The organism is Candidatus Oscillochloris fontis, from assembly GCF_004138135.1.
In the GTDB taxonomy this organism is placed as follows: Bacteria; Chloroflexota; Chloroflexia; order Chloroflexales; family Chloroflexaceae; genus Oscillochloris; species Oscillochloris fontis.
Window position 1 is genome coordinate 134,164 of the sequence record NZ_RYFD01000001.1, and the last position, 25,081, is coordinate 159,244.

20 protein-coding genes are annotated in these 25,081 nt (G+C 59.2%); 9 read left to right on the forward strand and 11 right to left on the reverse strand.

Translation table 11 applies throughout. From position 1 onward, the window contains the following. Positions 1 to 80: 80 nt before the first annotated feature. The 8 genes from EKD03_RS00545 to EKD03_RS00580 all read left to right on the forward strand — a co-directional run bounded on the left by EKD03_RS00545 (position 81) and on the right by EKD03_RS00580 (position 10,631). On the forward strand, positions 81 to 2,510 hold the full coding sequence (locus EKD03_RS00545; protein WP_129626205.1) for a RelA/SpoT family protein: 2,430 nt from the start codon (positions 81 to 83) through the stop codon (positions 2,508 to 2,510). 105 nt (positions 2,511 to 2,615) lie between these two features. Continuing rightward, entirely contained in the window at positions 2,616 to 3,500 is an 885-nt protein-coding gene (locus EKD03_RS00550; RefSeq protein ID WP_129626207.1) for an HhH-GPD family protein, read from the forward strand. A 244-nt stretch (positions 3,501 to 3,744) separates the two neighbouring features. After that, a complete protein-coding gene (locus EKD03_RS00555) occupies positions 3,745 to 4,935 on the forward strand; it encodes a class I SAM-dependent rRNA methyltransferase (protein ID WP_129626209.1) in 1,191 nt (396 codons plus the stop codon). Between the two features lie 63 nt (positions 4,936 to 4,998). Next, entirely contained in the window at positions 4,999 to 6,195 is a 1,197-nt protein-coding gene (gene argJ, locus EKD03_RS00560) for a bifunctional glutamate N-acetyltransferase/amino-acid acetyltransferase ArgJ (RefSeq protein ID WP_129626211.1), read from the forward strand. A 10-nt stretch (positions 6,196 to 6,205) separates the two neighbouring features. After that, positions 6,206 to 6,844 carry an LON peptidase substrate-binding domain-containing protein gene (locus EKD03_RS00565; protein WP_129626213.1) on the forward strand — a complete coding sequence of 213 codons (639 nt, stop codon included), beginning with the start codon at positions 6,206 to 6,208 and terminating at the stop codon, positions 6,842 to 6,844. Between the two features lie 17 nt (positions 6,845 to 6,861). Next, on the forward strand, positions 6,862 to 7,146 hold the full coding sequence (locus EKD03_RS00570) for a DUF503 domain-containing protein (RefSeq protein WP_006563541.1): 285 nt from the start codon (positions 6,862 to 6,864) through the stop codon (positions 7,144 to 7,146). A 3-nt stretch (positions 7,147 to 7,149) separates the two neighbouring features. Continuing rightward, positions 7,150 to 8,193 (forward strand): magnesium chelatase ATPase subunit I, encoded by a 1,044-nt coding sequence (locus tag EKD03_RS00575; RefSeq protein WP_129626215.1) that lies wholly within the window; start codon positions 7,150 to 7,152, stop codon positions 8,191 to 8,193. 11 nt (positions 8,194 to 8,204) lie between these two features. Next, on the forward strand, positions 8,205 to 10,631 hold the full coding sequence (locus tag EKD03_RS00580) for an ATP-binding protein (RefSeq protein ID WP_129626217.1): 2,427 nt from the start codon (positions 8,205 to 8,207) through the stop codon (positions 10,629 to 10,631). Between the two features lie 30 nt (positions 10,632 to 10,661). Here EKD03_RS00580 and EKD03_RS00585 read toward each other — a convergent pair whose 3' ends face one another. The 11 genes from EKD03_RS00585 to EKD03_RS00635 all read right to left on the reverse strand — a co-directional run bounded on the left by EKD03_RS00585 (position 10,662) and on the right by EKD03_RS00635 (position 24,085). Continuing rightward, positions 10,662 to 10,874, reverse strand: coding sequence for a hypothetical protein (locus tag EKD03_RS00585; protein WP_129626219.1), 213 nt, complete (start codon positions 10,872 to 10,874; stop codon positions 10,662 to 10,664). A 12-nt stretch (positions 10,875 to 10,886) separates the two neighbouring features. Then, positions 10,887 to 11,744: a 16S rRNA (adenine(1518)-N(6)/adenine(1519)-N(6))-dimethyltransferase RsmA gene (rsmA, locus tag EKD03_RS00590; protein ID WP_129626221.1), complete on the reverse strand. Its 858-nt coding sequence runs from the start codon at positions 11,742 to 11,744 to the stop codon at positions 10,887 to 10,889. An 8-nt stretch (positions 11,745 to 11,752) separates the two neighbouring features. Continuing rightward, on the reverse strand, positions 11,753 to 13,543 hold the full coding sequence (locus EKD03_RS00595) for a GAF domain-containing sensor histidine kinase (RefSeq protein ID WP_129626223.1): 1,791 nt from the start codon (positions 13,541 to 13,543) through the stop codon (positions 11,753 to 11,755). Positions 13,544 to 13,632: 89 nt separating this feature from the next. Next, positions 13,633 to 14,562 (reverse strand): malate dehydrogenase, encoded by a 930-nt coding sequence (gene mdh, locus EKD03_RS00600; protein WP_129626225.1) that lies wholly within the window; start codon positions 14,560 to 14,562, stop codon positions 13,633 to 13,635. A gap of 173 nt (positions 14,563 to 14,735) precedes the next feature. Continuing rightward, positions 14,736 to 15,665 (reverse strand): RluA family pseudouridine synthase, encoded by a 930-nt coding sequence (locus EKD03_RS00605; RefSeq protein WP_238613246.1) that lies wholly within the window; start codon positions 15,663 to 15,665, stop codon positions 14,736 to 14,738. Positions 15,666 to 15,676: 11 nt separating this feature from the next. Continuing rightward, complete coding sequence (lspA, locus tag EKD03_RS00610; protein WP_238613248.1) at positions 15,677 to 16,234, reverse strand: signal peptidase II; 558 nt, start codon at positions 16,232 to 16,234, stop codon at positions 15,677 to 15,679. Then, entirely contained in the window at positions 16,231 to 16,743 is a 513-nt protein-coding gene (gene lspA, locus EKD03_RS00615) for a signal peptidase II (RefSeq protein ID WP_238613254.1), read from the reverse strand. The genes lspA (EKD03_RS00610) and lspA (EKD03_RS00615) overlap by 4 nt, the downstream gene beginning before the upstream one ends. Before the next feature lie 61 nt (positions 16,744 to 16,804). Beyond that, positions 16,805 to 18,031, reverse strand: a complete 1,227-nt coding sequence (locus EKD03_RS00620) for a GAF domain-containing sensor histidine kinase (protein ID WP_129626227.1) — start codon at positions 18,029 to 18,031, stop codon at positions 16,805 to 16,807. Further along, positions 18,021 to 18,968, reverse strand: coding sequence for an MASE1 domain-containing protein (locus EKD03_RS00625; protein WP_129626229.1), 948 nt, complete (start codon positions 18,966 to 18,968; stop codon positions 18,021 to 18,023). The genes EKD03_RS00620 and EKD03_RS00625 overlap by 11 nt, the downstream gene beginning before the upstream one ends. 65 nt (positions 18,969 to 19,033) lie before the next feature. Next, a complete protein-coding gene (locus tag EKD03_RS00630) occupies positions 19,034 to 19,726 on the reverse strand; it encodes an SH3 domain-containing protein (RefSeq protein WP_129626231.1) in 693 nt (230 codons plus the stop codon). 366 nt (positions 19,727 to 20,092) lie between these two features. Beyond that, positions 20,093 to 24,085 (reverse strand): AAA family ATPase, encoded by a 3,993-nt coding sequence (locus tag EKD03_RS00635; protein ID WP_129626233.1) that lies wholly within the window; start codon positions 24,083 to 24,085, stop codon positions 20,093 to 20,095. 240 nt (positions 24,086 to 24,325) lie between these two features. Between EKD03_RS00635 and EKD03_RS00640 the strand changes: the two genes are divergently transcribed. Continuing rightward, on the forward strand, positions 24,326 to 25,066 hold the full coding sequence (locus tag EKD03_RS00640) for a sigma-70 family RNA polymerase sigma factor (protein WP_129626235.1): 741 nt from the start codon (positions 24,326 to 24,328) through the stop codon (positions 25,064 to 25,066). Positions 25,067 to 25,081 lie beyond the last annotated feature (15 nt).

Here is a 25,081-nt window from a genome sequence, read left to right on the forward strand (position 1 = left end):
TGGGTGTCAGGTGGCAATTGCTCCCCCGTCCGCCACCTGCCTTCCCCGCTAGATCGACCACTTCAGCTGAGGACATGGCAATGGACGACTCGACTGCTACCGCTGCGATGAGCGGCTATGAGGATCTTCCTCGTTTTCCTGGGCATCCGGCCCCTTCATCCCCCGCGTCTTCATCACGCCGCCCGCCCGATACCGAGCCGATCATCTCCCTCAGCCCCCTGCTCCAGCATCCGATTATCGAGACCTTCGCCCAACATCTGCGCGAAAAAGAGAATCCTGATGCGACGGCAGATGGTGTACGCCGTACCTATGTGGCTGCACTCACGTCACCGACGGTCGAGGCGATCATTGGTCAGATGCACCAGTATCTTCCGAGTGGCGATGCGGATCTGATCCGGCGCGCCTACGCTTTGGCGCTGATTGCCCACGCCGGGCAGTATCGCCAGAGTGGTGAAGCCTATATTGATCACCCGGTCGCGGTGGCTTCGATCTTGCTTGAACTGCGCCTAGATGCTGAATCTATCGCCGCTGCGCTACTGCATGATGTGGTTGAGGATACCGGGGTGCAACTCGATCTGGTGCGCAGCCAGTTTAATGGCTGTATTGCGCACTTGGTGGATGGCGTTACCAAACTGTCGGGCCTCGAAAATAAGACCAAAGAGGAACTTCAGGCCGGTTCCTACCGCAAGCTGATTATCGCGACGGCTGATGATCCGCGTGTGATCCTGATTAAGCTCGCCGACCGCCTGCATAATATGCGTACCCTTGGCGCAACGCCGCCCCATAAGCAGAAGCGCGTCGCCCGTGAGACACTCGACATCTATGCCCCGCTCGCCCACCGTTTGGGAATGTGGCAGGTGAAGTCTGAGTTGGAGGATCTGGCCTTTAAGGCCATGAATGCCGAGCGTTACCAGGAGATCGCCCAGGGGTTGACCCTGCGGAAAGAGGCTCGTGAGCGCATCATCCAGCGCGTGATCAAACGCCTGAATGAAGCCCTCGATAAAGAGGGTATCTCCGCTCAGGTCTCCGGGCGACCCAAACATATCTACTCGATCTGGCGCAAGATGGATCGCAAGGGCTTGCCCCTCGAACGGATCTATGACCAACTTGCGGTACGGGTGATTATCCAAGAGCGCGATCCAGAACGGGCGGTTGGCATCTGTTACCGCGTCCTAGGGGTCGTGCATATGCTCTGGACCCCCGTACTCTCCGAGTTTGATGACTATATCGCGGTTCCTAAAGAGAGTTCCTACCAGTCACTCCACACCACTGTTCTGGTTCCAGGTGGCACTCCCTGTGAGGTTCAGATCCGTACCGAGGAGATGCACCATATTGCCGAGCATGGTATCGCGGCTCACTGGCGCTATAAAGAGGGTTTTACCCGCAGCAGCGACCAGAACTATGAGGCGAAGATCAAGTGGCTGCGTGAGCTTATCTCCTGGCGGATTGAACTGACCGATGCGCGTGAGTTTGTTGAGAGCTTCAAGACCGAACTCGAAGAACAGGTCTACATCTTCACCCCCAAAGGCAAGATTATTGATCTCCCCGAAGGCTCCACCCCTGTAGACTTTGCCTACCGCATCCACTCCGAAGTTGGTAATAAGTGTATTGGGGCCAAAGTAAATGGGCGGATCGTCCCGCTCGACTACCACTTGCGTAATGGCGAGATTGTCGAGGTGATGACGACCAAGGCCGGGCGTGGGCCGAGCCGCGATTGGCTGGGGTTTGTGAAGACGCTCGGTGCCCGTGATCATATCAAGCGCTTCTTCCGGCGTGCGGAACGTGAGGAGAATATCGCTGGTGGGCGCGATATGATCGAGAAGGAGTTGAAGCGCCTGGGGCTGAGTACGGTCAGTTTTGAGCAACTGGTAGAGCAGACCAACGCACGCTCGGTTGATGATCTCTTTGCCCTGATTGGTGCGGGTGACATTTCAGCCCGCACGGTGGCCCAAAAAGCCCTCGCCCTACAGGTCGAATCGCACCCCGAAGAGCCTTCCCACCTCGAACTCGCTACGACTCACCACGCTCCCGCTCCCATTTCATCGAGTGGCATCCAGGTGATTGGCGTGGGTGCAGTGCATAACCGGCTGGCTAAGTGTTGTAGCCCGGTGGTCGGCGAGCCGATTGTTGGCTACGTCACCCGTGGGCGTGGGGTTACGGTACATCGCGCCGATTGTCGTACCATCGTCAATGAACGTGACCGGGCGCGGCTGATTGATGTCACCTGGGGTGGTCAGCAACCGCGTGGCTACTCGGTGCCGGTACGGGTCGAGTCGTGGGATCGGGTCGGTTTGTGGCGCGATGTCTCGATGGTGATCGCCGATGCGGGGGTGAATATCGAGCGGGTTGAGCAGGGTAGCACGCGGCGGGTCGGGCGGGCGGTGTTGCATGTCACATGCACGATCCAGTCTATTAGCCAGCTCTCGACGCTGCTCGACAAGCTCAACCGCATCCCCGATGTAATCGAGGCGCGCCGCGAGAACCAGAGCACGGCCAAGTCGGGGGATTGAAGCACCTCTTGACGCAAAGATTTTGATTGGAGCATATCTTGAAGGCTTTGCGCCTTGGCGTCTTTGCGTCAAAACCTGGATGCTAGGGGAAGTGTAACTAGTTCCATGCTCGCCAATCTCCTTCTGGCCTGGTTTGCCCAACACGCCCGCGATCTGCCCTGGCGGCGCAGCCGCGATCCCTACCCGATCCTCGTCGCCGAGGTGATGCTCCAGCAGACCCAGGTGGATCGGGTGCTGCCCAAATATCACGCCTTCTTGGCCGCCTTTCCCAACGTGGCCGCGCTGGCGAGCGCCCCCACTGCGGAGGTGATCCGCTCCTGGGCGGGGCTGGGCTACAACCGGCGGGCGGTCAATCTGCAACGGGCGGTCCAGGTGGTGCAGACGCAGTATGGCGGGGAGTTCCCGCAGAGCGTGGAGGCGCTACGCGGCTTACCGGGGGTTGGCCCCTACACCGCTGGAGCTATCGCCTGTTTTGCCTTTGAGCAGGATGTGGTCTTTATGGACACCAACATCCGCCGCGTCTTGCGGCGGGCGCTGGTCGGCCCCGACAGTAACGATCCACCACCCCATGACCGTGCGTTGCTCGATCTGAGTGCGGCGCTGCTCCCCAATGGCCAGGGCTGGGCCTGGAACCAGGCGTTGATGGAGCTAGGGGCTTTGATCTGTAGCGCCACCACCCCGGCATGTGGGCGCTGCCCCATCCAGCGCGTGTGTTGTGCCGCTGCGGCAACGGGCAGCCCCAGCCTGCCACGCCCGCTGCGCCGGGTGGCCGAGGGCAAACGCGAGGCGTACCACGGTTCACGGCGCTGGCTGCGCGGGCGGATCATTGACGCCCTCCGCCAGCATCCCCACTTGAGCCTGAGCCACCTGGGGCCACTCCTCAAACCCGACTACCGCGCCGATGATGAGGCGTGGCTGCGCGATTTGGTGCAGGGCTTGGTACGTGATGGCTTAGTGCAGGTGGACGGCGATGTCGTAGGGTTGCCATAGTGGGTATAATGGATCAAAGCATGGGCAAAGTTGTTGGGGCTGCACCCCAAGCCCCATTTTTTGTGGTGTTTTGGCGGCGAAGCCGCCAAAACACCACAAAAAAATTCTGCGGGGGCGGCGCAGCCGACCCCGAACCCCCACCGGAGGTGACTTTGCACATACCCTGTGTATAGATAGATTCTATGCTTGACCCTACTACAACGCTGTGTTACAGTGTTTCTTCATAGGCGAGCGAGAACGGCTTATGGCAACCATCACCCTGCGTCCCGGCAAAGAACGGCCCGTCATTCAACACCATCCCTGGATCTTCTCGGGGGCAATTGCGGCTGTGCGCGGTGATCCACTGGATGGTGAGCCGGTTGATGTCCTTGCCGCATCGGGCGATTGGTTAGCGCGTGGGTTGTGGAGTGGCCGTTCGCAGATCCGTGTGCGGCTCTGTACGTGGGACCCCAACCGCGATCTGGATGCCGAGTGGCTCCATGATCGGGTCGCCCGCGCTCTGGCGGGGCGGCGTCATCTGCTGAACGACCCGGAGTGTGCGTGCCGCCTCGTCTTTAGCGAGGCGGATGGCTTGCCCGGCCTGATTGTTGATCGCTACGGGCACTACCTGAGTGTGCAGATTCTTACCCAGGGGATGGAGTTACGTCGCGAGGCACTGGTGCGTTCGCTGGTCGAACTGCTCAACCCGCTGGGGATCTTCGAGCGCAGTGATGTCGAGATGCGCGAGAAGGAGGGCTTGCCACCCGCCGAAGGGGTGTTGTGGGGCCAAGCGCCACCCAACCAACTCGTGTTGCGCCCGATTGGTGTTGATCCGCCCCGTTTTCTGGTTGATCTGCAAACTGGCCAGAAGACTGGCTCCTACCTCGATCAGGCGCTCAACCGGGCGCATGTCGCCGCGTATTGTGCCGGAGCCGAGGTGCTCGACTGCTTCACCTACAGTGGTGGCTTCTCGCTCTATGCCGCCCGTGCTGGTGCGAACCACCTCACCCTGATTGATACCAGCCCCGCCGCACTCGATCTCGCACGCCAACATCTGGTGCTCAACGAGCTTGAAACCCCCGCCGAGTTTGTCGAGGGTGATGTCTTTAAGGTGTTGCGTACCTACCGCGAGCAACAGCGCCGCTTTGATGTGATCATCCTTGATCCACCCAAGTTTGCGCATAGCCAAGCCCATATTGATCGTGCGGCGCGTGGCTATAAGGATATTAACCTGCTGGCTATGCAACTGCTCCGTCCGGGTGGTATCCTCGCCACCTTCAGTTGTTCCGGCCTCGTCTCGACCGATCTGTTCCAGAAGATTGTCTTTGGTGCATCGGTTGATGCCCGTCGTGATGCCCAGATTATCGAGCGACTCGCTCAGTCGCCCGATCATCCCATACTCTTGACCTTTCCGGAGAGTGAGTATCTCAAAGGCTTTGTGTGCCGCATCTGGTGATGGGAGATGGTCGCTGTTTGGTACACCCAACCAAGGAGTGAGCATCTGCAATCTGCAACCACAATGAGCTATACCATTTTTGAAGACGGCCATATCTCAAGCCCGCACGGCTTTCGAGCCACAGGTGTCTCCTGTGGACTGAAGGATGGCAGCAAGGCCCGCGACCTTGCACTTGTCTACTCGCTCCACCCGTGTAAGGTGGCAGCCATGTTTACCAGCAGTGTCACGCGGGCTGCGCCGGTCTATCTGAGTCAGGCGATCCTCTCGCGTAATCGTGAGGCGATTCGGGCGGTCATGATCAACTCCGGGCATGCCAATGCTGGGACGGGGCAGTCGGGGTTGACGGACGCGGTCGAGTGTGCCAAGCTGCTTGCCGATGAGTTGGAGATCCAGCGTGATGGCGTCATGCTCATGTCTACCGGGATCATTGGGCTGCCGCTGCCGATGGTCAAGATGCGCGATGGTATTCGGCGTGCGGTGAGCGAGTTGGATAGTGGAGGCGGGCGGCGTGCCGCCGTGGCTATTCTCACTACCGATGTTCGGCCCAAGGAGCGGGTCTACCGGGTGCAACTCGCTGAGGGTCATCGGGTTACCCTCGCGGGCATGGCCAAAGGCACGCGCATGATCCATCCGCGCCTGGGCACGATGCTCTGTCTGATGACCACCGATGTTTCGATTGACCAGCGTCTATTGGCCCAATCGCTCAATCAGAGTGTCAACCACAGCTTCAATCGGCTCAACCTGGATGGTGATTGTAGCCCCAACGATACGGTCATGATCCTGGCCAATGGTGCCGCCGAAGGGCCGATGATCACCGATGCCACCTCGCGTGAGTTTGCGGCATGGCAGGAGGCGCTCAACCATCTCTGCAATGATCTGGCGCAACAGATTGTGCGTGATGCCTCTACCGGCGGTAAGGTGATTGAGGTGACGGTGCGCGGTGCGCCCAACGAAGAGGTGGCGCGCAAAGTGTGTGATGTGGTGGCCCAATCAACGGCGGTGCGTGCGGCATGTATGCGGAACATGCCCGATTGGGGTACGCTGTTAGCTGCGATTGGATCGAGTGGCGTCGATCTGCGCCCCGAATTGCTTGAACTGCGGGTTGGCCATCTGCTGTTGATGATCGAGGGCTTACCCTGTCCCTTCGATCATTCGACAGCCATGCAACTCTTTACCAGCCCTGAGGTCAATTTTATGATTGATTTACACTTCGGGCCAGCCGAAGCGAGCGTCATCACCTGCACATGGCACGAGGAGTAGCCACAAAACTATGATCCAGCAACTCCCGCTCTTTCCACTAGGGACGGTTCTCTTCCCTGGTAGCACGCTCAATCTGCACATCTTTGAAGAGCGTTACCGCACGATGATTGGGAAGTGCATTGTGGAAGATGTACCCTTTGGGGTCGTCTATCTACGTGCGGGAGATGAGGTCAGTGAAGATCGCCCGTTGGCGCTTCCCGCCGAGACGGCGAGTATCGGTACAATTGCTCAGATCAATGCACATGTCCGCTTGGAGGATGGACGCTATCTGATCAATGCGATTGGTATGCAGCGCTTCCACCTCCAATACATTATCCAACGTGCCCCCTATATGGTGGGAATGGTGATGCCGCTCGCAGAAGAGAGTGGCGCGCAGGTGGATGTAGCGGCTAGAGAACTCCGCGCTGTCTATCGGCGCTATTGGCAGGCCGTCTCGGTGGCATCGGGCGCACCGGTCGAGGCCGAAGATCTGCCCGTGGCTCCTGAAGCTCTGGCCTACTACCTCGCTGATCGGTGTCAGGTTTCGTATGTACAGAAGCAGCGCTGGTTGGAGATGGAGTTGATCGCCCGACTGCGGAGTTTGGGCAGTGAACTGATGAGTGAATTAGCTATTTTGCCGCCGTCAGTAGGATTAGGCAATCTGAATTAACCTCTTCTTCTACACCTATGGTTATTGGGGTTTGCACACTCACCCTGCATATCTTCGCCGCCCATTCGCTCAAAGAGAAGCGCCAGGTGGTCAAATCGCTCTTGGCACGGGTACGCAACGAGTTTAATGTCTCGATTGCCGAAGTGGGCGATCACGACATCTGGCAGAGCGCCGAGTTGGGCATCGCCTGTGTGAGTACCGACCAGAGCTATGCCCATGGCCAGCTAGAGGCGGTGATCCGCTTTATCGAACGTACTCGTCCAGATGCACCGATTGGTGGGTATGAGATAGAGATGCTGTAACCTATGGATGAAGTCCTGCCCTTCCCGCTGCTGGCCTTGGTTGGTCAGCCAGAATTGAAGACTGCACTCATCCTGGGGTTGATCAACCCACAGATTGGTGGGGTACTGATCAGTGGGCCATACGGAGTGGGCAAGACAACGTCGGTGCGCGGTTTGCTCGACATTATGCCGCGCCGTGAGCAGCAGTGGGCGGATGCCGAAGGCACAACCCATACTAGTTACGAGCCGATGCGGCTGATTGAGTTACCGCTCAATGCGCGGCTAGAAGATGTCGTCGGCGGCATCAATGAGCGGGTGGCGATTGAGCAGCAGCGGGTCATCCTCGACGAGGGTGTGTTGGCGTTGGCGCATCGCAACCTGCTCTATGTGGACGAGATCAACCTGCTCGATCCTGCCGTGGTAAAGGCGATCCTTGATGCGGCGGCCCAGGGGCGCACGTTGGTGCGGCGTGGCCCCATGACGCGCCTCTTCCCCAGCCAGTTCTTCCTGGTGGGTTCGATGAACCCCGAAGAGGGGCCGTTGCGTCCACAGATCCTCGACCGCTTTGGGCTGCGGGTCTGGGTGATGCCGTTAGAAGACCCCCAGGCGCGGCTGGAGGCGTACCGGCGCACGCGGCTCTTCCGCACTGATCCTTCGGCCTTCCGGCTGGCCTACGCTGCCCAGACGAGCGCTCTGGCTGAGGAGGTGGAGGCTGCGCGTGAGATTCTGCCCCATGTGGAGATCCCACCGCACCTCGAAGAGTTGGCGATGAACCTCGTGCAGACCCTCAAGGTGCCCTCGCAGCGCGCCGAAATCGCGTTGCTGGAGGCTGCTCGCGCGCGCGCAGCCGCCGATTTCCGCGACCGGGTGAGTGAAGAAGATGTGCGCCAGATTGCTCCATTGGCGCTGCGTCAACGCCATAGTCTCCAGATCGATCAGTATGTTTGTGGAAACGCCGATGAGTATAGTCAGATCAATGCCGCACTGGATGCTCTCATCACCCCAGCCCCAACTAAGCCTCAGCGTTTGCGCAAGCGTAGCACCGTGCGCCAGATAGAGGATACCTAAGGAGGTAGGCTGTGGCGAGTGGTAGTCTACCGCAGGTAGGATTTGAAAAACGTATCTTGATCGAATTTCCCGCCCTGCCCCAACGCGCTCAAGCCTACCTGATCGGTCTTTGGTCTACGGCACTGATCACCACGCTCATCACCGCATTGATCTATCCCCGTGCTGGCATCCACCTGATTGATATTCTCTCCACCCTGATCTTCGCTGGGATGCTCATGGGGGCCGATCTGCTCGCCTTCGATGTCAAGCAGGGGCGCAGTCTCGCGATCTCGATGGCGCTGCTGATTGCCGGGGTGACAGCACTGGGCTGGCCACTTATGCTCGCAGTGGTGCTGATTGGCACCATTAGCGCTGGCATCGCCCGCGAGCGGGCCTGGTGGCAGATCAGCGCGATAATCGCCGTGCGTATGATCGGCATCCTGATCAGCAGTGGGATTGCCCTGCTCCACCTGGGAAGCGCCTTCTTTTCGGTAGGGGTGGGCCGTCTACCCTACACCACCATCACCTCACTGCTGGCACTCCTCTTTACTGGTGCGACCATCTATGCGCTGGAACTTGCGGCTGAGGGCGGCTTTGCGATCTTTGCTGCTGGCAAAGACCCCCACGCGGTGTTACGCATTCGTAGCGATGAGGTGCGTTGGCATGTCTTGATGCTGGCTCCGCTCGGTGGCCTGATGGCGACGCTCTGGGAGATCAGCGGCTTTGCCTTTATGCTCGGTATTGTGCCGGTGGTGGTCTTTCAGATTGCGCTGGCCAACCAGGGCAAAATGCTCAACTATACCAGCGATATGCAGGCGTTGAGTGCCAAGTCTTCCGATCTCAATACCAAGCTTGAACATCTCCAGAGCCTCATGATGGCTCTGATCAGCACCCGCGATGTGCCGGTTATGCTCGAACTGCTCTGCCACCGCCTCGCGGTGTTGATGAATGCCTCTAACGGTTGGGTGGTGCTGATTGATGATCTGCAACGCCCGGTTCTGGTGGCGGCCCATAACCTGCCGGTGCCGATGGAGCGTGATGTCGCAATCCCCGTTCCCTTTCCGCAGAGCTATGAGGTGGTGTTGGCACGCCAACGGGTGATGATGTTCACCGATCAGTATACCCAGACTTTGGCACCGCTCCCCGCGCTAACCCAAAATGTCTACTGGAATGCGCTGGTCTGTATTCCGCTGGTTGAAGAACAACGGGTCATGGGGGCGATCTGCCTCACCTTCCCCGAAGCGCGGAGCCTCTTGGATGGTGAGCAGCGCATTCTGATGACTTTCGCACGTCAAGCGGCGATGGTGATCCAGAATGCGCAACTCTTCCGCCGCGTGCAGGAGTCGCAGGCCGAGCTGATTCAATCCTCTAAACTGGCTGCGCTAGGCACCTTTGCGGCGGGCATTGCCCACGAGTTTAACAACCTGCTCGGCGGGATGCTGGGCTACGCCCAACTTGGTCTCTCAAGCCCCGATGACACGACCAAGAATGAGTCGCTCAAGGTGGTGGTGGATACCTGTAAGCGCGGTAAGAGCATCACTGGTAGCCTACTTACCTTTGCACGCCGGGGTGAGCCGCGCCGCGAGATGGCCGATCTCTCCGATGCGGTGCGCGGTACCGTCACGCTGATGGAGATTGAACTCCGCAAACACCAGATCAAGCTTGTGCAGGAGATTGACCCGGTGCCGCTCACGATTTGTGATCCGGGGCAGATCTCGCAGGTGGTACTCAACTTCCTCACCAACGCCCGCGACGCGATGAAGCCTGATGGCGGAACGCTGACGGTGCGGATGAGTAGCGATGCGCAGCGGATCACTCTGACGATCTCCGACACTGGCTGCGGTATTCCCGATGCCATCCGCGACAAGATCTTCGAGCCATTTGTGACCACCAAGGGTGCGCTAGGGGGCAGCGCCACTCCCGGTACCGGGCTGGGGCTGGCGGTCTCGTATGGAATTGTGCAGAGCCACGGTGGGACATTGGAGGTGGAGAGCAACCCCGGCGAAGGTACGACGATGATCATGCGTCTGCCGATCACCGCCAATGCCGCCGACCTACCCGACGCGCCGCCGGTGGTCGAGGTTCCCAACCTCAATCTGCTTGTCGTTGATGATGATCTGCGCATCGCGCAGTCGCTCCAGGTCTTGTTGGAGCGGATCGGGCACAGCGTGACCATCTACAACAATGCGCTGAGTGCGTTCGATGCCTACAAGGTACGCAACTTTGATCTGGTGTTGAGTGATCTGGCCATGCCGGGAATGAATGGGATTGAGTTGTTACGGCAATTGCGCGACTACAACCCCCAGGTGCGGGTGTTGCTCTTCACGGGGCAGGCGCTCCCCAACCTGATCGAGGAGGCGCGGCGGGCCGGGGCGGTGGGGGTGTTGCGCAAGCCCTTCGAGTTGAAGGAGGTGCTGGATGCGATCCAGCAGGCGTATATAAAAGAGAGTAGGCAGTAGAGCAGAAGAAACGTGGTATTGCGAGATTAGCTATTTCAGCTCTGGCATCTCTACCGGATCTTCACGCGGCTCACACACTCCACAAAAGAGCGCTTTGGCCGTCACCACCGCCTTGTGAACCCCCTTGGTATCCTGGTAGAGCGCGACAATATGCGGCATCTCCTGGGCATGTTCGCGGCAGACGGCACGCCCACAGAAGATGCAGGTGCCATGGGCGGGGCGATCACAGTGCCAACAGTTCATGGGGTGTTCCTTTCAATGCGGGAGAGCTTGGTAGATCGCCGCCCACTCGGCGAGGGTGAGCGTTTCGGCGCGCCGCATCGGATCAATCCCCACCTGATGCAGCACGGCCACGACCACATCGCGGGGCATGCCGCCACCGATAGCCGCCAACCCACCGGGGAGGGCGTTGCCCAACTGCTTGCGCGGCTGGAGAAACCCGGCCTTGATGATGCGGAAGAGCGCGGCTACATCATCCACCGCGACGGCAAGTTGGGGGCGGCGGCGCATCCGCAGGATGGCCGAGTCCACTGCTGGGGCGGGGTGGAAGCTGCTGGCGGGGACGCGGGCGATGATCTCTGGCTCGGTATAGATCTGGACGGCGTGGGCCAGCACACTCAGATCGCCCGGTTGGGCACAGATGCGCTCGGCCACTTCCCACTGAACCAGCACCACGATCAGATCGGGGGCGGGTTGGCCCTCCAGAAAGTGGCGCAACACCGGCGCGGTGATCGCGTAGGGCAGATTGGCCACGAGCTTGTAGGGGGGCACCAGATCATCCAGGATGGTGGCGGGCGGAGTACGCAACACATCGGCCTGGATGATCCGCAGTGGCGCGGTGGGGAACTCCTCGTGCAGCCGGGCGGCGAGGCGGCGATCCAACTCCACCGCCACGACCTGGTGGGCCACGCGCACCAACTCCCAGGTCAGCACGCCCAAGCCGGGGCCAACCTCAACCACCAGATCATCCGGGGTGAGTTCGGCGGCCTGCACAATCGCATCAAGTGCCAGCGGGTCAATCAAGAAGTTCTGGCCCATGCCACGGGTGGGGCGCAGATCGAGTGCCCGTAGCGCGGCGCGTACACGTTGGGGGATGAGATAGGGGTTCTCCACGCTGCTCCCTATTCAATCGGGACGATGATCGTCACTTTGGTACCCTTACCTAGCGCCGATTCCATCTCGGCTTGGCCACCGACGAGGCGCGCCCGTTCATCAATGTTGAGCAGGCCGAAGGAGCCGCGCTTCTCGTAAGAACGCAGCACCGCCGCCTTATCAAAGCCCGCGCCATCGTCCTGCACCACCGCATGCAGCATCTTCCCATTACGGTGCAGCCGTACCCAGATATGCTTGGCCTTGGCGTGCTTGAGGGCATTGTTGACCGCTTCCTGGATAATATTGAAGAGCGTGCCTTCGGTCTTCGTATCCAGGGTGACCCCAGCGATCTGCTCAGCCTCAAGAATAATCTCGGTACCGGCATTATTGCCCTTGAAGCGCTCTAAATACTGTTCGAGCGTCACCTTCAGCCCCTGGGTCTCAAGCACCAACGGGCGCAGTTCAAAGAGCATGGTACGGACTTCGTAGGTGGTACGTTTGGCCAGCGCACTAAGCTTATCCAACTCATCAACCACGCGCTTGGGATCACGATCAAGCAGCTTCTTGATAAACTCAATATTCATCGTGATCGCGGCGATAGACTGCGCCGGGCCATCGTGCAGGTCGCGGGCGAGTTGATGGCGCACCTCTTCTTCCTTGGAGAGTAGTTTGGTGCGCTCCTCCTTCAGATCGAAGATGAGTTGGGCATTATGCAGGGCGATGATCGCATAGCGCGCCAGTGCGGTGAGCATATCGTTCTGCTCGCCGGTAAAGGCGGCGGCGCGATCTGTTCCAACCACCATCAGGCCATAGGTGCGCATCGCCGCTTGCAAGGGGATGATACAGGCCGAACGGCACGCCCGCAATGCCTCAAAGAGTTGCAGATCTGGTTGGTCAGCAATGGCAACCATCTTAGAATCCCCAGAGCGCAACACCTCAGCCAAGCCCCCCTGCGCAACCGTCATTTTACGTGCCTGATCGGCAACTCCAAGTGACTGACTCGCGGCGACATAGAGCTCGTTCTCTTCGCCGGAGGAGAGCAAGACAAAGCCACACGTATAGGGCACCAAGCGGCGACTCTCGCGCAACGCCGACTCGAGCACATTGCGGTAGTCCATCGTGGTGGAGAGGGCGTAGGCCACCTCATAGAGCGAGCGCATCTGGTCGCGGTAGGCGCGGGCCTGGATCAACGCCTGTTCGGATTGATGTTGGGCTTCAAGCACACTCTGGCGATTATTCTCACTCCAACGCTCAGCGAGCGCACTCGTCATCCATGGCAAGAGACTCAAGGTCAGGCTACGCAGCGCCAAGGCCACAAACTCAATATTCTGTACCGAACTCTCGCTGATCAAATAGCGCCAGCCGACAAAGGCCATGGAGTAGAAGAGCGCCGCCGCAATCCCAGAGACGAGGCCGATGATCGCCGGTTGGCGGATTGCCGCATTGATCAGCGGCAGCAGGTAGAGCGGAAAGAAGATCGCATGATCATCCCCGCCAAAGAAGGCCATAAGCGAGATAAAGCCAATATCAATCAGATAGGCAAAACTGAGCAGTTGCGCCACATTAGGGACAAAGAGCGCCACCGTCGCCAGCAAACTGAAGATGGTATAGGCCCACAGGATGACCACGAGGGGCTGGCTCTGCAAACTCAGTGGCCAGATGGGGGTTTGGGTGATAAAGAGGGTCACCCCCATGAGGAGCAGAATCGTCACCCAACGTGCGAGGGTATAGAATCGCTCACCGCCGAGTAATTTCCAGCGGTCGGAACTGGTGCTCGGCGCGTTGGAAGTTGATGTTGCTGTCGTTGTGCTTGCTTTCACTCACACACCTCGCACAAGGGGGAGGGGTGCCAGATCGTAACACCCCCCTCCAAATTCCAGATTAGCCTAGCTTCCCGGAAGCTGCGTATCTACAGGCTCTTCAAGGTCTCCAACGTCGAGCGAACCGCATCCGCCGACTTCTGCACCAGCGCCTTCTCCTCGTCGTTGAGCTGTAGTTCGATAATCTTCTCAACGCCACCGGCACCCAGGATGACCGGCACGCCGAAGTAGATATCGTCCAGCCCATACTGGCCACTCAGGTAGGCCGCTACTGGTACCACGCGCTTCTTGTCCTTGATCACCGCCTCAACCATCTGGGCGGTTGCCGCTGCTGGGGCATAGTAGGCGCTCCCCGTCTTGAGCAGGTTGACGATTTCGCCGCCGCCCTTGCGAGCGCGGTCCACAATCGCCTCCAGCTTGTCGGCGGGGATGAACTCGCTCACCGGGATACCGCCGATGGTCGAGAAGCGTGGCAGCGGCACCATCTCATCGCCGTGGCCACCCATCAGCATGGCCTGGATATCCTCAACCGAGACCCCGGCCTCCATGGCGATGAAGGTGCGGTAGCGGGCGCTATCGAGCACCCCAGCTTGGCCAATCACGCGCTCCTTGGGGAAGCCACTCGCCTCAGCGGCGACATAGGTCATCGCATCGAGCGGATTATTCACCATAATGATGACCGCATTGGGCGAGAGCGGTGCCGCCTTGGAGATACAATCGCGAGTGATGTTGGCATTCACCTTAATCAGATCTTCGCGGCTCATACCGGGCTTACGCGGTGCGCCCGACGTGACCACAATCACGTCCGAGTTCGCGGTATCGGCATAGTCGTTGGTGCCGAGTACCCGCACATCATAGCCCTCAATCGGTGCCGCCTCATAGAGGTCGAGACCCTTGCCCTGCGGCACACCCTCAACAACATCCAGCAGCACAATATCGCCCAACTCCTTAGCTGCTACCCAATGGGCCGTCGTCGAGCCAACAAACCCTGCACCGATAATGCTAATCTTCTTCCGCATACGCTCCTCGTTGATTACGTAAGACAAGGTACGCACCTTGTAGGATGTCAACAATACCTGCATTGTAGCACAGTAGCGATGCTGGGGGTTCGGCTACGCCGCATAGGGCATGTACAAAGTCACCTCCGGTGGGGGTTCGGGGGCGTAGCCCCAAGAATTTTGCCCATGCGCTGCTACGCCGTCCTTATAGCCCGCAACTTCACCAACACCGCCTGAAGATCTTCGGGGAGGGGCGAGGCGAACTCACGCCAACTACCATCCAAGAGATTGAAGCCGAGCAAGTGGGCGTGCAGAAATTGGCGTTCGAGGCCGAAGGTGGGGCGACCCTTGCGGGCACCATAGAGCGGATCGCCGATAATCGGGCGGCCCAGGTGTTGCAGATGAACCCGGATCTGATGCGTGCGCCCGGTTTCGAGGCGCAACTCCAGCAGCGTATAGTTACCGAATTCCTCACACACCCGGTAGTGGGTACGTGCCTCGCGGCCAGTGGGCGTTACCGCCATGCGCAGGCGGTCGTGGGGATGCCGACCAACCGGCGCATCAATCAGCCCCTCGGCTTGCTTAAAGCGGCCCTCTGCCACCGCGAGATAGATCTTGCGCATCTGGCGTGCGTGTTGCAGCGTGGTCAGATGGCGCAACGCTTGGTCGTGGCGTGCCACCACCAACAAGCCGGAGGTACCCGCATCAAGGCGATGCACAATCCCTGGGCGCAGGTCGCCTCCGACCTCCATGGTGGGGTAGCGCGCCAGCAGCGCATTCACCAACGTGCCGTTGGGGTGGCCAGGTGCCGGATGCACCACCATCCCGGCGGGTTTCTCGACCACCACGAGATCGGCATCTTCATACACCACATGTAGTGGGATGGCTTCGGGTAGTAGCGCGATGGGCTGGGCGGGTGGTACCGTCACCGTCACCTGATCGCCATGGCGCAGCGGGTAACTAGAGCGCACCGGCTGCGCATTCACCACCACATGACCATCTACGATGAGGTGTTGCACAAACGAGCGCGAGAGGTTGGGCAGTGCTTGGGCCACAAAGCGGTCGAGGCGTTCGCCAACCGCCGGGGCTTCTACCAGCAACGAGTAGGTATGCAACTCAGACACGGGGAGCCACCTCAATCCACATCATGGCTGAGCAGATCTTGGAGCAAGCCATCATCGCGGGGGGGCATGGGCGAAGCGGGTGGCTCACCAACAATGATCAGGTACCCGGTCAGGGCAAGCACCCCCAGCACAATTGCGCTATCGGCCACATTAAAGACCGGCCACCAACCAACGCTCATAAAATCCACCACCCACCCCAACCGCACGCGGTCAATAATATTGCCCACGGCCCCACCCAAAATCAGGCCCATAGCCAACTGCACCCAGGGCACCTGATTGGGCAAGTAGGCGTGGTAGGCATAGAGCGCAGCTAGAGTAATGACGATGGAGGTGAAGAGGAAGAAGAGCGGAATCTGCCGAAAGAGGCCAAACGCCACCCCTGTATTCTGCGAATAGACCAGATTGAGCCAGGAGGGGCCGAGCGTGATCCGGCGCGTAAACGGTTCTGGCCCTAAGGTCGCTACGATCATCATCTTGGTCAGTTGATCACACACGATCACGAAGAGCGCCAGTACCAACGGAATGGCCCAGCGGAGCGGCAAAACTGGTGGTGAAATCGAACCTTTCACTGCAAAACCATTGTCCGATCATCGCCCTGTTGCGCAAGTTCTTCGCGAATAAACTGAATAATCAGCAGGAATGCACCCACGGAGATTGCACAATCAGCTAGATTGAAGATTGGAAACCAGCCGATCTGAATAAAATCAACCACGTACCCGATACGTACTCGATCTATTAAGTTACCAAACGCCCCACCCATGATCAAACCCATGATCAACTGGACAAAGAAGCTCTGGTTGGGTAACTGGGTACGGTAAAAATAGATCGCAGCAGCAATGATTAACAATGAAGTAAAAGTAAGAAACTGTGGCACATCCTGAAAAAGACTAAATGCTACCCCAGTATTTTGTGAATAAGCAATCCGCGCTGCATCACCAACCACTGGAATAAAGCGGGTCATCGTTGCTGGGCCGAGCGCCTGTACGACCCACACTTTACTGACCTGGTCGGCAATAATAACACCAGTGGCGATCAGTGTTGGAACTGACCAGACACGATGACCCAGATTCATGCGCATATTCCCCTTAGATGGTTGTTGTACTCCAATACGCCACCGATTGCTGCATTATACCATTCAGTTAGTGGTGTGGCAGACACAACGTAAAGGTACTCCCCACCCCATACTCACTCTGAAGCGTAATCGTGCCTCCCAAGGTCTCCGCCAAACGGTGCGCCAGACGCAACCCCAGTCCTGTCCCCTCACGGGTACGTACCTCGGCTGAATCAATGCGCCCAAACTCAGCAAAGAGGCGCACTTGGTCTTCAGGTCTAATGCCGATTCCGGTATCGCGTACCGCAAACAGGAGGCTCGGCCCTTCACGGTGTATGGTTATATGCACCTCACCTGCATCGGTGAACTTGATCGCATTATTAATCAGATTGATCAATATCTGACGCAAAATACGCAGATCAGTATTGATAGGGATGAGTTGATCGGGGGTGGTCATCTGCACCATCAAACCCCGTTGTTCGGCCAAGGGACGCAGTTCAGCAATCACATCATCCAGCACCTCTTGCGCCACCACCGTTTTAAGGCGCAGTTCAACTCGCCCCGATTCGATGCGGGCCAGATCGAGAATATCGTTAATCAGGGTCAGAAGGTGCTGGGCGCTACGTTTAATCGTACTCAGTTGGCGCTCCTGCGCCTCAGTCAGTGGCCCCGGCAGTTTCATCAGGAGCGTGCCGGTAAAGCCAAGGATGGCATTGAGTGGTGTACGCAACTCGTGGGACATACTGGCCAAAAAAGCGCTCTTCGCCTGGTTTGCCCGTTGCAGATCGTGTGTGAGCCGCGCTCGCGCATAGGCACTCGCAATCTGGTTCGACAACGTCTCTAACAGATCAACATCCTGGGGGCTAAAATCGGATTCATCGGGGCGGTTAACCGCTGCCAACACGCCCACAATAGACTCCGAAGGCGTAAACGGGATAACCATGATTGCGCCACACTGCGCCTCGGTGCGCCACGCTTGGGCGGCGGGACTCTCACGCGGATCGCGGTAGCCCTTGGGGGAGATCGCGGGACGGCGTTGTTCAATCGCCCAACCGATCAGACTATCCTTGAGCCGATCATAGCTGATCGTCTCGGCGGCGTGCAATGCCCCAGTGCCCCCAATGTGTAGGTGGATGATCTGGTGTTGATCTTGATGAACGATCAGTAGCAAGACGCGATGCGCCGGTATCGCATTCGCAGCCAAATTTACCGCTTTTTCCAGGGCTTCATCCAGATCATCAATGCAGATTGTCGCATTAGTAATCTCATACAGCGCCTGGGTACGGCGCAGCGCCAAGCGCAGCTTAGTATTCATCTGCTCCAGATTGATCTGGGGCTACGACACGTTCGTGTTGGCTCGCGGCCAACAATAATCCTGAGGTGATCAGCACGGCAAAGAAGGTTTGGGCCGCAAGCAAGTGGGTACTGAGTGGCTCCATCGGAGAACTAAAGAACCCCTGTCCCATCACGGTAATCCACAGCACGACCGTTGTCATCATGAGGCCAATCAGGGTGGTTCCATGAACACCAAAGCGGGTTGCGGCCCAGATCACGGGCGGGATGAGCAGGTAGGGGTAGTTGATCGCAGTGGGTAGGGTGCTGAAAGTGGAGATGCCGATAGTCAGGCTGATCAGACAGAGCAGGCCAAACTCGATCTCACGACCTAAGATCGCGAAGGTTCGCTTGCGTATATCGGTACTCCAACTGAGAATGGCTCCACCCACCAAGAGCATCCCCAGCCCATCTGCGGCGACCCAGTTGAACCAGGTGGGCCAAAAGGGTATGGCAAAGGCATAGGTGGCAACTCCAGCCCCAATCAGGCCCGTAAGCGCATTGGTACCGATCACCGCCCAACCGAGCAGCCCAATCACTTCACGGATGCTACCCAGGGTGATCGGCAAGCCAACGTAACGGATGAGCAGGCTACTCGCCAAGGCCGATTCGGCGGTATTGGCAAACGCAAAACCGAGGCTGGGCACCAGCGCCATGCCGGTTATCAGGTTGGTGAAGAATACCGCGGTGAAGATTCCTGCCAAGAGCGTGGGGCGTCCACGCTGGTCAATCAGCAATAGACTGGCCAGTGCGAGGCCACTTGGTGGCCAGATTCCGGCAATATTCTGCGGTAACTGCACCAACATCCGGCTGCTGCTTGCAGCAGCGACATAGATGAGGATAATGCCGAAGATGATGGCGAAGCGGCGTTGGCCTTCCGAGCGCTGTAAGGGCTGCAATGGTGTGGTCTGGATGCTCATACCAAGTGGCCCTCGTTTTTTTTGAACTTCCGGGAAGCTTCAAGCTTCCCGGAAGCTTGGAGACTCTATTCAGGCTGAGTTACCAACTCGGTACCTGCCACCCACCCCTCACGGCCATCGCTGGCGCGAATATGCCACCAGGGGTAGCCGTCGTTATCAACTGGCCCAGCGAGAAGGGTCATCGAGGTTCCGGGCGATAAGCTATCAATGACGGTGGTTTGCAAGCCCGCCGCGCTACGCAAGCGCAGGTTCTTCCCGCCCTCCTTGCGCACATAGGCTGTGCGACCAACCGCCAACACATGCGGATCTTCGAGGGCAGCTTTACTCTCGTGGTCGCCCATAGCGCCTGGCTTGGCACCGCCCGCAGCCCCAGCGGCGGGGCCAGCCGGCTTGGCACCGCTTGCAGCACCCGCCGTCGGGCCAACCCGGCTCACGCCCACCGACCCAGCCGTTCCGGCTGATTTCCCGCCCGCAGGTGCTACCGCGCCACCCGCCGCTCTTCCGCTCGCAGCGTCGGGTTTAGACTTCATCTTCTCCATCTCCGTCTGGAGTTGTTTCAGTTGCGCCTGGGCCGCCGTAAGTGCCGTATTCGCCTGTGCGCTGACAGCGGCGTTATTTTTGGCCTCAATCAACTGGGCCTGAAGTTGCTGGATTGTTTTGGTCTGCTGCGCGATCTGCTCTTGCATCTGCGCCATCAACGCATCTTCTGCTTTTTCCCGCTCTTCCTCTTCCTTCTTCTTGTTACCGAAGCCGAACATAGGGATACTCCTTTGTATAGTGCGGATAACCTAAGGACAGTTGATGGTTGATACTAGGTCACCTAGTATCTGGCATCAGAGACCACACAGTAGTAATGGTATCACGCCGCAGAGGCTACGGCAACTAGTACTCTGGGCAGGGCAGGGCATGTGCAAAGTCCTTGGGGCTGCACCCCAAGCCCCATTTTTTGTGGTGTTTTGGCGGCGAAGCCGCCAAAACACCACAAAAAATTCTGCGGGGGCAGCGCAGCCGCTCCCGCACCCCCACCGGAGGTGACTTTGCACATGCCCTGGTCTTCTGGGTGCGATAGGGCATGTGCAGCGTAGGGGCGCAGCATTTGGCCCAGCGAACATCGCAGAGTCTCCCTATTCATGGGTGGCCAAATGGGTCGCCCCTACGGGTTGGGTCTGGGCCAAGGCAGTGAATCTCCGCGCCAGGGGGGAGGGCATCCCCATCTGTGCAGCGAGGTTGGCGGCGCGCTGCCAATAACGGCGTGCCCGTTGTTGCTGTCCGCGTAGCCACGCAGCGCGCCCACGCCACATCAGCACTGCCGGGCGTACCATCGGGAAGATACGTGCCAGTTGGCCTAGCATCCGGGTGATGCGGCGCAGCCGCCGTGGTTGGCGCTTGGTCGCCCAGAGTTCTAGCAAGACCTCGGCAAGTGCGACATAGCCTCCCAGTGCATAGATCGCGACCGGGGGATGTTCACCGACCAGATCATCAGCGGTATCGGCCAAGGTTTGCGCGAGAGGAGTATTGCCGCTGCGCCACGCGAGTTTGGCATGCAAACCATAGGCCCAGATCTCTTCAGCGCGGGTACTGCCCAGATTCTCGGCCAACAGGCCATTTGCTACTTCTAGTAAGGCCAGCGCTTGGGGATCAGCATCCTGTTGGATCAGGCACTCAGCCTGCCCGATCAGCCCCCAGGCACACACTTGCAGGTCGCCACGGGCTTGTGCTGCCGCATAGAGTTCGGCATAGCGCTCTTGGGCGGCATGGAGGTTGCCCTGAAGCAGATCCGCGAGTGCCAGCATCCCATGACACTCGGCGCGGCGGCGTTGATCGCCCAGATGTTCGGCTACCACCAGTGCGAGGTTGAGCGCCGCACTTGCGCGGCGCCAATCGGCGCGATCCATCGCGGCGATCCCTTGGGCCTCGTACACCCAGGCATAGGTGGGCAGGTGATTGATCTGGTGGGCGAGATCTAAGGCGCGCTGCTGGTACCGGCGGGCGAGGGGCGCGATAATGCCGGTGGCGAGGTGGGCCGAGGCATAGGCCGCCGCTAACTCCGGGGTCTCACCGCTGCGTTCGGCGAGGCTGAGGCTGCGCAGGGCGGCGCGGATGGCTTCGGGGAGTTGGCTGTTGTAGTAGCTGAGTTGGGCGAGCAGCATGGAGGTTCGCGCCGCTTCGCGCAGTAGCTCCGAATCTGGTTCGCGGCGCGGCGCAGGTAGGGGCAAGATGGTGCGCACTCCTTGGCGCACCAACAACCAACTCAGCCCCATCATGGTGCGCCGCAGATGCACCGGCAAGAGGCGGCTCAGATGCTCCTCGGCACGTTCGAGCAGATCGCGGCTCTCGTTCAAGCGGCCTAAGCCGTGGTACGCCTCGGCTAGTTGGCGTTCCCAGCGTACCCGTGTGATCAGATCGGGGGAACCGGCGGCATTGGCACCGCCGCCGCTGATCTGAATTGCCTCACGTAGAAAATTGCTCGCTTCCTGGTAGGCTCCCGCCGTGAGCGCCTGCTCGCCCGCCCGTGCTAGGTAGCCCATTGCCCGATCTGGCTCATCGGCTTGACGCCAATGGTAGGCGAGTTGTGCCGCGTCACCATCAGCCTCGTAATACTCCGCTATTGTACGGTGGAGTTGCCGCCGCTGACGGAAACTCATGAGGTTGTAGGCCACTTCGGCTACGACGGCGTGGCGGAAGCTGTAGACTAGTTCGGGATCGAATTCCTCGATCAACACCAGACCCGCTTGTTGCAAGGTGAAGAGTTGCTCAACCAAGTGGTTGGGATCGTTCTCGACCGGATGGATGGCGCTGAGCGTCGAGAGTGCAAACGAACGCCCGATCACACTCGCCACCTTGAGTGTGAGTTGTTGCGCCGGGCTGAGTCGGTCAATGCGGCTGATGATCAAACCCTCAATGGTACTGGGTAAGGGCACTGCGTTGAGGATCTGGATCGGATCACCGGCGCGTGCCATTATCTGACACTCGCGCCCAACTACAGTAATCAGGCCGTTTTGGCGTAGGGCGTGTAGTAGTTCTTCACTAAAGAAGGGGTTCCCCTGGGAGCGATCCGCAATCAGGTGCCAGATTGCGGTGGGTACCCGATCTACCCCTAGTCGTTGCGCCAGCAGATCATGAATCTGCGATGGCTCTAGCCCACTCAGATGAATGCGGCGTGTATCGGGCAGGTAGGCTAACCGCTGATATTCGGCGGGCGGATCGGAGAGCGGGCGGATCGCTATCGCCAATAACAAGCGCTCAACCCGTTCGGCTACTACCGCCAAGAGCGCCCACGAACTGGTATCGAGCCATTGTGCATCCTCGATCATAATGACTAACGGGTTGCGTTGGGTGGCGCGATCCAACAGCCGCACCAGCAGATCGCGGGTATTATCGGCGCGTACTTGGCCACTCATCTGCGCGGTGATCGTGGTTTCCGGGAGATCAACATGCAATACCGCCCGCAGCAGCGGTGCTAGGGGCATCAGATCTTCCCCCAAGAGATCGGCGGGCCATTGCGCGGCATCATTGAGCAAGAGGCTACTAAAGACTGACCGCCATGCCCCATAGGGGGCGGCATCTACCGAGCGCCCGATTCCGATCATGGCCTCGACCCCCGCTTGGCGTGCGGCATGTTCAAGCGTATGCAGGAGACGGGTCTTGCCGATGCCTTCATCACCTTCAAGAATCAGGGTCGCTCGCCGTCCATGGAGCGCCAGATTGTTCAGGAATCCATCTATTATGGCCAGTTCGCGGTTGCGTCCGATCAGCGTTCCCATATGTTGTAGTGGCTCGCGCACCATAGCGGGGAGCGCCAATGCCAGTGGGCGATAGACTACCATCGGCTCGCTGACTCCCTTGAGCCGTAGGGGGGCGAGGCGTTCAAAGCGTAGGACGTGGCGTGCCGCAGTCATGGTGGCGGTATCACACAAGATGGCCACGCCATTATTTGGATCGAGATGCGCCGCCGCCTGCATGAGCCGTGCCGAACGGTTTACCATCGAACCCATCATCGTATATTCGCGGCGCGCCTCGCCGCCCACCGCCCCACATAGGGCTTGGCCCGTCGTAATGCCTATCGCACAACGGAAGCCCTGTTCGGCCAGCGCAGTATGAATATCCAGCGCTGCCCGTGCCCCGCGCTCCGGGTCGTCCTCGTGCGAGAAGGGCGGCAGACCGAGTGCTGCTACCAAGGTTGGCCCTTTGGCATCGGTGCCCAAGCGGCTAATACTCCCCTCGTAGCGGTAGAGCATAGATTGAATACTGCGCATCATCGCCTGCGCTTTGGGCAGCGGCGTTTCGGCTTGCAGATCGGGCAGATTGATAAAGAGCACCGTCACCCGGCGCTGCTCGGCCAACCATGCCGTCTGTCCGGCATCCATGCGCGCCAAGATCGCCTTGGGCAAATAGAAGCGCAATGAGTCGGCCATATCCATACGCAGCACGGGCACATCCAGCCCGCGCATGGGCAAATAATCGGTGAGCGAAACCAGCCGCACCCCACCGGTGGGCAGCGCTACGCCCATACAACTCTCGGCCACCAGTGGCCACGCCTCAGCGGCAATCACCACATCCCCCGGCTGGGCCTGGCTCTCCGCTAACCCGGTCTGACGGATAGGCTCGCCCGTTACCAATAACTCCCAGCGCCCAAAGATGCCCCCGACGTGCATTGTCGTCACCTGACCAGCCCCGACCCCCACGCGGATTTTGAGCGGGGTAGTGGGGGTCTCAAAACTGCCCCACATCTCCGGCGACATCATCATCTGCACGGCGAGGCCACACTGCACGGCCCGTTGGGTTAGTTGGGCCAGATCCTCCTCGCCATACCAGAGCGCCAGCAAGCCATCACCCGCAAACTTCATCACATCCCCACCGTGGGCGGTTACCACACGCACCAGATGGCCGAAGTAGAGGTCGAGGATCTGGGTCAGTTCTTCAGTACCAGCCGGGTTATGGAGGCTGAGTTGTTCGGTAAGTGCAGTAAAGCCAGTGAGATCAGCAAAGAGCGCCGCAGCGGGGAAGTGTTCTAGGGTTGGCGCCATCGTGAGTGCCACATCATGGTTCATCCGGCGCAGAATAAACGCCGGAAGATAGCTAGCCAGATCCGCAAGCGGTGCAGAGGAGGTTGGCATAGGTGATCTCGTAGGGGCGAAGCATCGCCCTCCATGTAGTTTGGGGAATACGAACTTGGTTGGAGGGCGATGCTTCGCCCCTACAGTCCCATGATAGCAGATAACGGCATAACCGGAACCTCCTCATTTCGTCAGGTCTTCGGCAGGTAATGAACCTCTAAAAAGCGGGTCGTGCGGAGTAGGCTGGTTGTAGCAGAAGCAAGACGTAGCCGACACATCCACACCAGTAGGAGGCCCGATATGACGCAGATGATGAGTGTAGCCCCCATTACCGCCGTGCCGAGCGGCACCCGCCGCAGCAACGGGGACGACCTCAGCCGGATGGATCTTGGTGCCCTGATGCGCCATTGTGCGGTCGAGAGTCGGCTCTTCTACGATCACCAGGAGTACGATCCGCGCTTTGCCTATGAGCTCTTCCGCCGCGCCTTGGTCGAGCGCAACGAAGATGCTTGGGAGCAGGTCTACCAGCACTACTTCCAGTTGGTCGAACATTGGGTACGCCGCACGGGAGCCTTTACGGTGAGTGGCGAGACCAGCGATTTCTTTGTGAGTGCGGCCTTCACGCGCTTCTGGCGTGCCATTCCCGCCGAGCGTTTCGGCTCCTTCCCGACGCTGGCTGCGCTGCTCAACTACCTGCGCCGCTGCGCCAGTTGTGTGGTGATTGATAGTGCCCGTGCCCAATCCTACGCCGATATTCTGCCCGAAGAGAGCATCAACTGGAACAACCAGAAGTTCTCGCACGCCGATGAAGAGGCTACCGAGCGGGTCAGCCGGGTGGAGTTTTGGAAGTTGATTGACGGGTTGTTGCAGAATGAGGCCGAGCGGGTGATTGTGCGTAGCTCGTTCCTGTTGGGAATGAAGCCGGGCGATATCTTTGCCGAGCGCGGCGATCTCTTTAGCGACATCAGCGAGGTGTATGCGATCAAGCGCAACATCCTGGTGCGGCTGCGGCGCAACCCGGAGTTGCAGGGGTTGTATTAAGTCACGATGGGGGTA